Here is a 12826-nt window from a genome sequence, read left to right as displayed (position 1 = left end):
TGGGCGGTACACGGTGAGCGAGGCAAAGCTCCGCGACTACCTCAAGCGAGTGACCACGGATCTGGCCCGCACTCGCCAGCGCCTTCAGGAGGCCGAGGCCAAGGACCACGAGCCCATCGCCATCGTCGGGATGGCCTGCCGCTATCCCGGCGGTGTGGCGTCGCCGGAGGACCTGTGGGAGCTGGTGGCGAACGGCCGTGACGCGGTCACCGAGTTCCCCGCCGACCGGGGCTGGGACCTGGAGGCCCTCTACGACCCGGACCCGGACAAGCCGGGGACGAGCTATGCGCGGGAGGGCGGTTTCGTCGCCGACGCCGACCACTTCGACCCCGCCTTCTTCGGCATCTCCCCGCGCGAGGCGCTGGCCATGGACCCCCAGCAGCGGCTGCTGCTGGAGACCGGGTGGGAGGCCCTGGAGCGGGCCGGGATCGACCCGGCCACGCTGCGCGGCAGCCGCACCGGGGTCTTCGCCGGGGTGATGTACCAGGACTACGCGACCCGGCTGCGCCAGGTGCCCGACGACGTCGAGGGCTACGTCGGCAGCGGTGGCTCCGGCAGCATCGCCTCCGGCCGTATCGCCTACACCTTCGGACTCGAAGGCCCCGCGGTCACCGTGGACACCGCCTGCTCGTCCTCGCTGGTGGCCCTGCATCTCGCCGCGCAGGCGCTGCGCCGCGCGGAGTGCGAACTCGCCCTCGTCGGCGGGTCGATGGTGATGTCCACACCAGTGGCCTTCGTGGACTTCAGCCGGCAGCGCGGGCTCGCCTCCGACGGCCGCTGCAAGGCGTTCGCCGCCTCCGCCGACGGCACCGGCTGGGGCGAGGGCGTGGGCATGCTGCTCGTGGAGCGGCTGTCCGACGCGCGGGAGAACGGCCATCGGGTGCTCGCGGTCGTCCGCGGCTCCGCCACCAACCAGGACGGCGCCAGCAGCGGGCTCACCGCCCCCAACGGCCCCTCCCAGCAGCGCGTCATCCGGCAGGCGCTGGCCGACGCGGGGCTGACCGCCGCCGATGTGGACGCGGTCGAGGCACACGGCACCGGCACCTCGCTCGGCGACCCCATCGAGGCGGGCGCCCTGCTCGCCACGTACGGCCAGGACCGCCCCGAGGACCGCCCGCTGTGGCTCGGCTCCCTGAAGTCCAACATCGGCCACACCCAGGCCGCCGCGGGCGTCGGCGGGATCATCAAAACGGTGCTGGCGCTGCGCCACGGCATACTGCCCAAGACGCTGCACGCCGAGGAGCCGACCCCCAACGTCGACTGGGAGTCGGGCGCGGTACGGCTGCTGGCCGAGGCCAGGCCGTGGCCCGAGCCGGAGACCGAGCGGCCGCGCCGCGCCGCGGTCTCCGCCTTCGGATTCAGCGGCACCAACGCCCATGTGATCCTGGAGCAGGCCCCCGCCGAAGAGCCCGAGCCCGAGGCTCCGTCGGACACCGTCCCCGCCGCCGGTGACCCGGTGCCGTGGCCGCTGTCGGGACGCACCGAGGAGGCCCTGCGCGCCCAGGCCGCGCGACTGCGGTCGTATGTGGCGGGCACGCCCGAGCCGTCCCCGGTGGACATCGGCTACTCGCTGGCGCTCACCCGCTCCGCCTTCACCCACCGCGCGGTGGTCGTGGGATCGAACCGCGCCGAACTGCTCACCGAGCTCGACCAGTTGGCCTCCGGTGTCATGCCCGGCGCGGTGGCCGGTGCGGGCAAGACGGCGTTCCTGTTCACCGGGCAGGGCGCACAGCGGCTCGGCATGGGACGCGCCCTGCACACCGCCTTCCCGGTCTTCGCCGCCGCGTTCGACACCGTCTGCGCCGAACTCGACCGCCACCTGGACGGCCATGTCGAGCACGCGGTGCGCGACGTGGTCTTCGGCGAGGACGCCGCGTTGCTCGAGCGGACCCTCTACACCCAGACCGGCCTCTTCGCCGTCGAGGTGGCGCTGTACCGGCTGCTGGAGTCGTGGGGTGTGACCGCGGACTTCCTGGTCGGCCACTCGGTGGGCGAGCTGGCGGCGGCCCATGTGGCGGGCGTGTTCTCGCTGCCGGACGCCTGTGCGCTGGTCGCGGCCCGGGGCCGGCTGATGGACGCGCTGCCCGCCGGAGGCGCGATGGTCTCGCTGCAGACCGGTGAGGCCGAGGTGCTGCCCCATCTGGCGGGCCACGAGGACCGGGTGGCCCTGGGCGCGGTCAACGGCCCCGCCGCCACGGTGATCTCCGGTGACGAGAAGGCCGTCCTGCGGATCGCGGAAGCGGTGGGCGTCAAGAGCAAGCGGCTGCGGGTCGGCGTCGCCGCCCACTCACCGCTGATCGAGCCCATGCTCGAGGAGTTCGCCAAGGTCGTCGGTGAGCTGTCCTACGCCACCCCGCGGATCGCGGTGGTGTCCAATGTGACCGGCGGGACGGCGGCCGAGGAGCTGTGCACGCCCGAGTACTGGGTGCGCCATGTGCGCCGGCCGGTGCGGTTCCAGGACGGTATGCGGTTTCTCGAGGACCAGGGCGTGACCCGCTGCGTAGAGCTGGGCCCGGTCGGCGTGCTGTCCGCGATGGGGCAGGAGTGCGTCTCCGGCACCGATGCCGTCGCGTTCGTCCCGCTGCTGCGCAAGGACCGGGGTGAGGCCGAGTCGCTGCTGGCCGGGGTCGGCCGGGTGCACGCCCACGGTGGCGAGGTGGACTGGGAGAGGGTGTTCGCGGGCCGTGGCGCCCGGCGGGTGGAGCTGCCCACGTACGCCTTCCAGCGGCAGCGCTACTGGCTGGACGGCCCCGACCGGGCCGGCGATGTGACCTCCGCGGGCCTCGGTGCCGCCGGGCATCCGCTGCTGGGCGCCGCCGTCGAACTCGCCGACACCGACGGCCTGGTGCTCACCGGAAGGCTGTCCCTGTCCGCCCAGCCCTGGCTGGCCGACCACGCCGTCTCCGGCACCGTCCTCTTCCCCGGCACCGCCTTCCTGGAACTCGCGATCCAGGCCGGTGACCAGGTCGGCTGCGACCAGGTGGAGGAGCTGACCCTCCAGGCGCCGCTCATCCTCCCCGCCCGTGGCGCGCTCACCCTCCGGGTGACCGCAGGGGAACCCGACGAGAGTGGACGCCGCCCGCTGAACGTCCACTCCCGCCCCGAGGGCGCCGGGTTCGGCGAGCCGTGGACCCCGCACGCCACCGGCACGCTCGCCATCGCCGCACCGGCCACCCCCGCGGAGCTGACCGCGTGGCCTCCGGCGGATGCCACCGAACTCGACGTCAGCGACATGTACGAGCGGTACGCGGCGGGCGGCTTCGGCTACGGCCCGGCCTTCCGGGGCCTGCGGGCCGCCTGGCTGCGCGGCGACGAGGTGTTCGCCGAGATACGGCTGGCCCGGGAGCAGCAGCCGGCCGCCGCAGCGTACGGGATCCACCCGGCCCTGCTCGACGCCTCCCTGCACGGCATCGCGCTCGGCACCCTCTTCGCCGGAGAGGACCCCGAGACGGCGCAGGGGCGGCTGCCGTTCTCCTGGACCGGGGTGTCGCTGCACGCCGCCGGGGCCGACGAGGTGCGGGTGCGGATCTCCCCGGCCGGGGAGGACACCGTGGCGCTCGCGGTGGCCGACCCCACCGGCCGCCCGGTGGCCACCGTCGAGGGCCTGCTGCTGCGGAAGATGACCGGCGACCAGCTCAGCGGCGCCCGCGCCGCGAGCAACGAGGCACTGTTCCAGCTCGACTGGCCCGCGCTCGCCGGTTCCGCCCCGGCCACCCCGCTGACCCGGGCCGCGCTGGTCGGCGACGACGGACTGGAGGTGACCGAGAGCCTCTTCGCGGCCGGGGTCCACCTGGAGTCGTATGTGGACCTGGAGTCGCTGGGCGCGGCCCTCGATGCCGGTACGGCCGCCCCCGCGGCGGTCCTGGTGTGCTGCAAGGCCGGGCCCGGCGCACCGGCCGACGCGGTACGGGCCTCCCTGGGCACCGCCCTGGAGCTGGCCCGGAGCTGGTCGGCCGATGAGCGGTTCGCCGACTCCCGGCTGGTGTTCGTCACCCGGGGCGCCGTGGCCACCGCGCCCGGCGCGGACGTCACCGATCTGCCCGGCGCCGCCGTGTGGGGTCTGGTGCGCTCGGCGCAGTCGGAGAACCCCGACCGGTTCACCCTCGTCGACCTCGACGAGCACGAGGAGTCCGTACGGGCCCTCCCGGCGGTCCTCCCCTCCGGTGAGCCGCAGCTCGCGCTGCGGGACGGCCAGGCCCACACCCCGCGGCTCGCCCGCGCCCAGGGCGGGACCGGCGCCACGCGTCCGCTGGACCCCGAGGGCACCGTTCTGATCACCGGCGCCACCGGGGCGCTGGGCGGGCTGCTCGCCCGCCACCTGGTGACCCGGCACGGCGTCCGCCATCTGCTGCTGACCAGCCGCCGTGGACCGGCCGCCGAGGGGGCCGGTCAGTTGCGGGACGAGCTGACCGCGCTCGGCGCCACCGTGACCGTGGCGGCGTGCGACACCGCCGACCGGGACGCCGTGGCCGCCCTGGTGGCCCAGGTGCCCTGCGACCACCCGCTGACGGGGGTGTTCCACACCGCCGGGGTACTGGACGACGGGGTGATCTCCTCGCTCACCCCCGAGCGGATGGACACGGTGCTGCGGCCCAAGGCCGACGCCGTACTCCACCTCCACGAGGCCACCCGGGAGCTGGACCTGGCCGCGTTCGTGCTCTTCTCCTCGGCCGCCGGGGTGCTCGGCGGCGCCGGACAGGCCAACTACGCGGCCGCCAACGGCTTCCTCGACGCCTTCGCGCAGGCCCGCAGGGCGCAGGGGCTGCCCGCCCACTCCCTCGCCTGGGGGCTGTGGGCGCAGGCCGGCACGATGACGGATACGGCGGACACGGCCGGGGCCGCCCGCTCGGGCGTGGCCGCGCTCTCCTCCGAACAGGGCATGGAACTGCTCGACACCGCCCTCGCCCTGGACACTCCGCTGCTGATCCCGATGCGGCTCGACCTCGCGGCGCTGCGCGCGAACGCCGGATCCGGCTCGGTGCCGCTGCTGTTGCGCGGACTGGTGCGGACACCGGCGCGCCGGGCGGGCGCGACCACGCGCGCCGGCTCGCCGGGCGGCGACTCCGCGCTCCGGGACCGGCTCGCCGGGCTGTCCGAGGCCGAACAGGACGCCGTTCTGGTGGAGTTGGTGCGCACGCAGGTGGCCACCGTGCTCGGCCACCCGGACCCGTCCGCCATCGGTGCCACCCATGAGTTCGTGGACTCCGGCTTCGATTCGCTCACCGCGGTCGAGCTGCGCAACCGGCTGAACGCGGCCACCGGGCTGAGGCTTCCCGCCACGCTCGTCTTCGACCACGAGACGCCCACCGATCTGGCCGCCCGGCTCCGCTCGGACCTGGCCGCGGCCCGGCAGTCGGGTCCCTCCGCGGAGACGCCCACGGGCGCGGCGCCCGCCGCCGCGGGTGAGTCCACCACGCTGAGCGCGCTGTACACCCAGGCGTTCGAGACCGGGAAATGGAAAGAGATCTTCGACCTGCTGCACGCCACGGCGGCGCTGCGGCCCCGGTTCAGCGCCACCTCGGAGCTGGAGAAGCTGCCGACGCCGGTCAGGCTCAGCAAGGGCCCGGCCGAGCAGCACATGTTCTGCTTCTCCTCGTGCCTGGCGGTCGCGGGCATCCACCAGTACGCGCGGTTCGCTGCCTCACAGCGGGGCCGGCGCGATGTGTCGGCGCTCGCGCTGCCGGGCTTCGGCCGCGGCGAGCCCCTTCCCGAGACGGCGGACGCGGTGGTCGCCGCCCAGGCCGAGGCGGTGGCGAAGGCCGCGGACGGGGCGCCGATCGTGCTGCTGGGCTCCTCGGCGGGCGGCTGGTTCGCCCATGCGGCGGCCGGACATCTGGAGCGGATGGGCATCCGGCCGACCGCGGTGGTGCTGGTGGACACGTACGTGCCCAAGAGCAGCATCCTCAACCAGTTCGGGCTCTCGCTCATGGACGGGATGACCGAGCGCGAGGGCGTGTTCGTCACCATGGACGACGACCGGCTGTCGGCCATGGGCTGGTATCTCAACCTGTTCGGCAGCTGGGATCCGGAGCCGATCGCGACCCCCACCCTTCTCGTGCGCGCGATGGAGCCGCTGTCCACCGGTTCGCTGAAGCTGGAGGAGCTGCCCGACTGGCGGTCCTTCTGGGAGCTGCCGCACGACATCGTCGATGTGCGCGGCAACCACTTCACCATGATGGAGGACCACTCCCTCCCCACCGCCCAGGCCATCGAGGACTGGCTGGAGTCCCTGCCGCGCGACGGCGCCTGACCACGCCCCGCACACACGCCACCGAGGCGCCCTCCCGCACCGCGAAAGGAACGACGACCATGGCGTTGCCCGTCACCGATGAGAGCCTGTGGTTCCGCAGGTTCCATCCGCGTCCGGAGGCCGAGGTCAGCCTGGTCTGCCTGCCGCACGCGGGAGGAGCCGCCAGCTTCTACTTCCCCATCTCCGAACTGCTGCCGCCGACCGTGGAGGCGCTGGCCGTCCAGTACCCGGGACGGCAGGACCGCCGCCATGACACGCCCATCGAGAACATCCACGAGATGGCGCGCGAGATCTTCGAGGCGCTGACGCCGCTGACGGCACACCGGCCCATCGCGCTGTTCGGCCACAGCATGGGCGCGAGCGTCGGGTTCGAGCTGGCCCGGCTGCTCGAAGGGGAGCTGGGGACCGTGCCCGTGGCGCTCTTCGCCTCGGGCCGGCCCGCGCCCTCCCACCACCGGAGCCTGGACATCCACCGGCGCGACGACGCCGGGCTCATCGCCGAGCTCCACCTGGTCAGCGGGACCGACTCGCGCATCCTCGGCGACGCCGAACTGCTGCGGCTGACCCTGCCCGCCATCCGCAGCGACTACAAGGCGGCCGAGACCTATGAGTACCGGCCGGGCGCCAGGCTGCGCTGCGACATCGTGGGGCTCGCCGGCGACAGCGACATCCGCGTCAGAGCCCCGGAGATGGCGGGCTGGCGGGAGCACACCACGGGCTCCTTCCGGCTGGAGGTCTTCTCCGGCGGCCACTTCTACCTGGGTGAGCAGAAGGCAGCGGTGGCCGGAGTCATCACGGACACCCTGCGGGCGGCCACCGCCCGCCCCCGACGACCCATCGACTGAGAGAGAAACCGACGATGCGTATCCTTTTCGCGACGGTGTCCGAGAAATCGCACCTGTTCACCATGGTCCCGCTCGCCTGGTCGCTGGCCGCGGCCGGCCACGAGGTGCATGTCGCCAGCAACCCCGCGCTGACCACGCACATCAAGAGCACCGGTCTGACCGCCGTCTCCGTCGGCACCGACCACAACCTCCACGAGATGCTGACGCAGAACCGCGACTCGCTGGAGAACCCGCTGTCCGACTGGTCCACTCCGGACCTCGATCAGCACTCCTGGGAACAGGTGCTGATGAAGTTCAAGGTCAGCGTGATGTTCGCGTACCAGACCTACAACGACTGCATGGTCCACGAGCTGGTGGCCTACGCCCGCGACTGGCAGCCCGATCTGGTCATCTGGGACCCCGTCACCTACGCGGGCCCGGTGGCCGCCCGGGTCGTGGGTGCCGCCCACGCCCGGCTGCTGTGGTGTATCGACATCTACTCCACGATGCGCGAGGTGTTCCTGACCCGCCTCGCGGAGCAGCCCGAGGAGCGCCGCGAGGACCCGATGGCCGACTGGCTCGGCGGCATCCTCGCCCGCTACGACCGCACCTTCGACGAGGAGGTCGTGGTCGGCCAGTGGACCATCGACCAGATCCCCACCAGCCTCCAGCTGCCGCTGTCCGTCCACCGGGTCCCGGTCCGCTATCTGCCCTACAACGGCCCCTGTGAGATCCCGGACTGGCTGCGCGAGGTCCCCGAGCGGCCGCGGGCCGTGCTGACCTCCGGCGTCTCGGCGCGGGCGGCCCTGGGCGGCACCTTCATGCCGGTCACCGACATCATCGACACGCTCGGGACCATGGACATCGACGTGGTGGCCGCGCTGCCGCCCGAGGACGTCGCGGCCCTGGAGAAGATCCCCGCCAACACCCGCATCGTCGACTTCGTCCCGCTGCACGCCCTGCTGCCCGGCGCCTCGGTCCTCATCCACCACGGCGGCTTCGGCTCCTGGGGCACCGCACTGGTCAACGGCGTACCGCAGTTCATCCCCACCATCCGCTACGGCGACTGGTGGAACAAGGCGACCAGTCTGCACGAGGCCGGTGCCGGACTGGCCGTGCACGCCTCCGAGCTGACCGCCGAGGTGCTGCGGGAGAGCGTCGAACGGCTGCTGGGCGACGCCACGTACAAGGAGACCGCCGAGCGGCTGCGCGAGGAGAACCTGCACACCCCCACCCCGCACGATGTGGTGCCGGTGCTGGAGAAGCTCACCATGGAGCACGGCCGATGAAGGTGCGCGAGCTGGCGGTCTCCGGCGCCTACGAGTTCAGCCCGGACGTCCACCGCGACGAGCGCGGGGCGTTCGTCGCCCATTACACCGAAGCGGCCTTCGCCGCGGCCGTGGGCCATCCGCTGCGCCTGGGCCAGAACCACCACAGCGTCTCCCGGCGCGGCACGGTCCGCGGGGTGCATTACGCGGACGTACCCCCGGGCCAGGCCAAGATGGTGACCTGCACCAGCGGTGAACTCCTCGATGTGGTGGTGGACCTGCGGGTCGGCTCGCCCACCTTCGGCCACTGGGACAGTGTGCGCCTGGACCCCGTCTCGTACCGGGCGGTGTATCTGGAGGAGGGCCTCGGCCACGCCTTCATCGCGCTGCGGGACGACACCGTGGCGGCCTATCTGAACTCGGCGGAGTACAACCCGGGCGCCGAGCACGAGATCAATCCCTTCGACCCGGCGCTCGGCCTGCCCTGGCCCACGGACCTGGAGTATCTGGTCTCCCGGCGGGACCGGGACGCCCCCGGGCTGGCCGAGGCCGAACGGGCGGGCCTGCTGCCGTCCTACGAGGTCTGCCGGGCGCTGCACCCCCGGTGTGACTGACCCGGCGTACCCCCCTCCACCGATCGGTTGATGCGGCCGGTCAGCCGGTGGGTGGAGGGAGGATCAGCCCGGTGGGCAGCCGATGGGCCGATCCGCGGGGGATACCCGCTTCCTACGGTGGAAGAGTGAAGGAACAAAAGCGAGGAGGACCGGGCCGATGCCGCTGATCGAGGTCAGTAACCTGCGGAAGGAATACCGCAATCACGTCGCGGTACAGGACGTGTCCTTCTCCGTGGAGGAGGGTGAGATCTTCGGCATCCTCGGCCCCAACGGCGCGGGCAAGACCACCGCCGTGGAATGCATCGAGGGGATGCGCAAACGGGACGGCGGCGAGATCTCCGTGATGGGCCTGGACCCGCTGAAGGACCTCGCCGAGCTGCGCGAGTCCATCGGGATCCAGCTCCAGCAGAGCGAACTGCCCCCCAAGATGAAGGTGTGGGAGGCCCTGGAGCTCTACAGCACCTTCTACCGCGACCCCGTCGACTGGCGTGAGCTCATCAAGGACTGGGGCCTGTCCGGCAAGGCCGACACCGCCTACGGATCGCTGTCCGGCGGACAGCAGCAGCGGCTGTCCATCGCACTCGCTCTGGTCGGCAACCCCAGGATCGCCGTCTTCGACGAGCTGACCACCGCACTGGACCCGCACGCCCGGCGCGAGACCTGGAAGCTGATCGAGAAGGTCAGGGAGCAGGACGTGACCGTGCTGCTGGTCACCCACTTCATGGAGGAGGCCGAGCGGCTCTGCGACCGGATCGCCATCATCGAATCCGGCCGGGTCGTCGCCCTGGACACCCCCTCCGGACTGGTGTCCCGGGTCGACGAGCAGCAGATCATCCGGTTCAAGCCGTCCGTGCCGATGGACGACGAACTGCTGACCTCCCTGCCGGAGGTGAGCAGTGTGACCCGGTCCAAGTCCCAGGTGACGGTGGTCGGCAAGGGAAATGTCGTCTACGCGGTGATCTCCGTCCTGGCCCGCAATCAGATCGTGGCCAACGAACTCCGCCTGGAACAGGCGAGTCTCGATGACGCCTTCGTCGCCCTGACCGGCTCCAAGCCCGCCAACTGAACCGCCGAGGAGATCTCTGCCATGTCCGGGCGCACCAAGCTCACCTTCGTCGAGAGCAAGCTGTTCCTGCGCGATCCCACCGCGGTGTTCTTCGTCATCGCGCTGCCCATCATGCTGCTGGCCATCTTCCACTTCGTCACCACCAAGTCCAACGACGACGCCGCCACCAAGGAGTCGATGGCCGCGTTCGTCCCCGCGATGGCCATGTCGCTGTGTCTGACGATGCTGGCCCTCAACCTGCTGCCCACCACGCTGGCCACCTACCGGGAGAAGGGCATCCTGCGGCGCCTGGCCGCCAGCCCCGTGCACCCCGGGAATCTGCTGATCGCCCAGCTCTTCATCAACCTGGTCACCGCGGCGGTCTCCGCGGTGCTGGTGCTCATCGTCGGCAAGGCCGCCTTCGATACCAAGCTGCCCGGTGACGTCCCCGCCTTCCTGGTGAGCTTCGCCCTGGGCACCTGGGCGCTGTTCTCCATCGGCCTGGTGATCGCGGCCATCGCGCCGAGCAGCAAGTCGGCTACCGCGATGGGCCTTTCCCTGCTCTTCCCCAGCCTCTTCTTCGGCGGGGCGTTCCTCCCCAAGGAGGATCTGCCCGAGACCGTGTCCACCATCGGCGACTACACCCCGCTGGGCGCCGCGCTGCAGGCGCTGCGCGACTCCTGGGAGAACCAGTGGCCGCAGGCACTGCACCTGACCGTCCTCGGCGTGATCGCGGTGGCCGCCACGGCGGCCGCGGCCAAGCTGTTCCGCTGGGAGTGAGGTGAGCGCGTCCAAGGACGACGGCGGACGGTGGGAGCGGCACTCCGACATCCTGTTCGGAGGGCTGCCCTACCTTCTGCTGTTTCTGTCCACGGCCCTGAGCCTGGTCCACGGCCCGCCGCCGGGCCGGCGGCTGCTCACCACGCTCGGCCTGGCGGCGCTGGCCGCCCTGTGGATCCTGGGCACCTACACCCTGCCGACGGGCCGCCGCAGCAGACAGCCGTACGGCGTGGCGCGGACGGCCGTGTACTTCACCGGGCTGCTCGCGCTCTCCGCCGCGCTGGTGGCGCGGGACCAGGTGTTCATGGTCTTCGCCGCCACCGGGTTCCTGCAGGCGCTGGTGCTGCTGCCGACGGTCTGGGCGCTGGTGTCCGTGGCCGCCACCTCGTTCGTCGTCAACACCGTGCCGGACGGCCTCCCGCGGCCCACGACCGGCGCGGTGGTCGGCTATATCGCCGCCATCGCCTTCCAGACCGTGGTGATCGGCTGGATCAATCTGCTGTCGAGCCGGCTGAACGAACAGCATCAGCGGCGCAAACGGACCGTGGCCGAACTCCGCTCGGCGCTCAACGAGAACGCCGGGCTCCACGCCCAGCTGATCACCCAGGCGCGGGAGGCCGGAGTGCTGGACGAGCGCCAGCGGATGGCGGGGGAGATCCATGACACCCTCGCCCAGGGGCTGGCCGGCATCATCCGGCAGCTGGAAGCCGCCGAACACGCCGAGGGTGACCACGAGGTGTGGCGCCGCCATCTGGTCGCGGCCAAGGACCTGGCCCGTGACAGCCTGGCCGAGGCGCGCCGGTCGGTCCAGGCGCTCCGCCCCGAGCAGTTGGAGTCCCGGACCCTGCCCGACGCCCTGGAGTGCCTGATCGAGGGCTGGTCACGGGGGCGGGAGGCGAAGGTGGCGTTCGCGACGACCGGGACCGCCACCCCCGTCCACGCCGAACTGGAGGCCACCCTCTACCGGGTGGCGCAGGAGGCCCTGGCCAACATCGCCAAGCACGCCGAGGCGTCGAAGGTGGGCATCACCTTGTCGTACATGGACGACGTGGTCGTCCTCGATGTGCTCGACGACGGCGTCGGATTCGACCCCGCGGCCGCGGAGGCCGAGGCCGGCACCTCCGGTGACCACGGGCTGGGGCTTGTGGCGATGCGGCGCCGACTGGGCCGGGTCGCCGGTACGTTGGACGTCGAAAGCGCCCGTGGCGAGGGCACCGCCATCAGCGCGGCCGTCCCCGTCATCCCCCAGGAAGCCGGTGCATGAGCGGAATCACCCCCAGCGGTAACAACACCCCAGGCGGCGACCCCCACGGCCGCCCCGGCCACGACGGCGGCGCGCCCATCCGCATCCTCATCGTGGACGACCACCCCGTGGTCCGCGACGGGCTGCGCGGGGTGCTGGAGCGGGACCCCGACTTCACGGTGATCGGCGAGGCCGGCGACGGTGCCGAGGCCGTCGAACTGTACGAGCGGCGGCCGGCCGATGTGGTCCTGATGGATCTGCGCATGCCCCGGATGGGTGGGGTCGAGGCCATCAAGCGGCTGCTGCGCGGCGACCCGGAGGCCCGGATCCTGGTGCTGACCACCTATGACACCGACAGCGACGTCATGGGCGCCCTGGCCGCAGGGGCGACCGGCTATCTCCTCAAGGACACCCCGCGCGAGGAGCTCACCCGCGCCGTGCGATCCGCCTCCTCGGGCCAGTCCGTCCTCTCGCCCGCGGTCACGGGGAGGGTTCTCGGCCAAGTTCGCAAACCCACCCAGGGACCGCTGAGCGACCGGGAACTCCAAGTGCTCAGGCTCATCGCGGACGGGGCCACGAATCGACAGGCCGCGGCGGCGTTGTTCATCAGCCAGGCGACGGTGAAGACACATCTGCTGCATGTTTACGAGAAACTCGGGGTGAAGGATCGCGCGGCCGCCGTCAGTGAGGCCCATAAACGACATCTATTCCAATGACATCGCAGGTCGGAGCCGTGATAGGGGTGGCAGATAGGGGTGGGCGAGGGTAGGGGTTGTTCCGCTCGAAGCGGCGCCAATACGGT

8 protein-coding genes are annotated in these 12826 nt (G+C 71.9%); all 8 read left to right on the top strand.

The window, feature by feature from the left end; translation table 11 throughout:
* Positions 1-13 precede the first annotated feature (13 nt).
* Entirely contained in the window at positions 14-6250 is a 6237-nt protein-coding gene (locus J8403_RS04870; RefSeq protein ID WP_211122033.1) for a type I polyketide synthase, read from the top strand.
* A gap of 59 nt (positions 6251-6309) precedes the next feature.
* Positions 6310-7095, top strand: coding sequence for a thioesterase II family protein (locus tag J8403_RS04865; RefSeq protein WP_211122032.1), 786 nt, complete (start codon positions 6310-6312; stop codon positions 7093-7095).
* A 35-nt stretch (positions 7096-7130) separates the two neighbouring features.
* Positions 7131-8363 (top strand): activator-dependent family glycosyltransferase, encoded by a 1233-nt coding sequence (locus tag J8403_RS04860; protein ID WP_211122031.1) that lies wholly within the window; start codon positions 7131-7133, stop codon positions 8361-8363.
* Positions 8360-8956: a dTDP-4-dehydrorhamnose 3,5-epimerase family protein gene (locus J8403_RS04855; RefSeq protein ID WP_211122030.1), complete on the top strand. Its 597-nt coding sequence runs from the start codon at positions 8360-8362 to the stop codon at positions 8954-8956. The genes J8403_RS04860 and J8403_RS04855 overlap by 4 nt, the downstream gene beginning before the upstream one ends.
* A gap of 157 nt (positions 8957-9113) precedes the next feature.
* Complete coding sequence (locus tag J8403_RS04850) at positions 9114-10022, top strand: ABC transporter ATP-binding protein (RefSeq protein WP_093467141.1); 909 nt, start codon at positions 9114-9116, stop codon at positions 10020-10022.
* Between the two features lie 21 nt (positions 10023-10043).
* The gene (locus J8403_RS04845) at positions 10044-10781 is read left to right on the top strand and encodes an ABC transporter permease (protein WP_014056964.1); all 738 of its coding nucleotides are present in this window, start codon (positions 10044-10046) and stop codon (positions 10779-10781) included.
* A 1-nt stretch (position 10782) separates the two neighbouring features.
* Positions 10783-12045: a sensor histidine kinase gene (locus tag J8403_RS04840; RefSeq protein ID WP_211122029.1), complete on the top strand. Its 1263-nt coding sequence runs from the start codon at positions 10783-10785 to the stop codon at positions 12043-12045.
* Entirely contained in the window at positions 12042-12740 is a 699-nt protein-coding gene (locus tag J8403_RS04835; RefSeq protein WP_246585692.1) for a response regulator, read from the top strand. The genes J8403_RS04840 and J8403_RS04835 overlap by 4 nt, the downstream gene beginning before the upstream one ends.
* Positions 12741-12826: the final 86 nt, after the last annotated feature.

Origin of the sequence: Streptomyces yatensis (genome assembly GCF_018069625.1) — a bacterium.
In the GTDB taxonomy this organism is placed as follows: domain Bacteria; phylum Actinomycetota; class Actinomycetes; order Streptomycetales; family Streptomycetaceae; genus Streptomyces; species Streptomyces yatensis.
The sequence above is the reverse complement of the archived record's forward strand: the minus strand, read 5'-3'. Positions and strand labels throughout refer to the sequence as shown.

Coding starts and splice junctions, on each gene's coding strand:
- J8403_RS04865 (WP_211122032.1), top strand. CDS start 6,310: ATGGCGTTGCCCGTCACCGATGAGAGCCTGTGGTTCCGCAGGTTCCAT.
- J8403_RS04855 (WP_211122030.1), top strand. CDS start 8,360: ATGAAGGTGCGCGAGCTGGCGGTCTCCGGCGCCTACGAGTTCAGCCCG.
- J8403_RS04850 (WP_093467141.1), top strand. CDS start 9,114: ATGCCGCTGATCGAGGTCAGTAACCTGCGGAAGGAATACCGCAATCAC.
- J8403_RS04845 (WP_014056964.1), top strand. CDS start 10,044: ATGTCCGGGCGCACCAAGCTCACCTTCGTCGAGAGCAAGCTGTTCCTG.
- J8403_RS04835 (WP_246585692.1), top strand. CDS start 12,042: ATGAGCGGAATCACCCCCAGCGGTAACAACACCCCAGGCGGCGACCCC.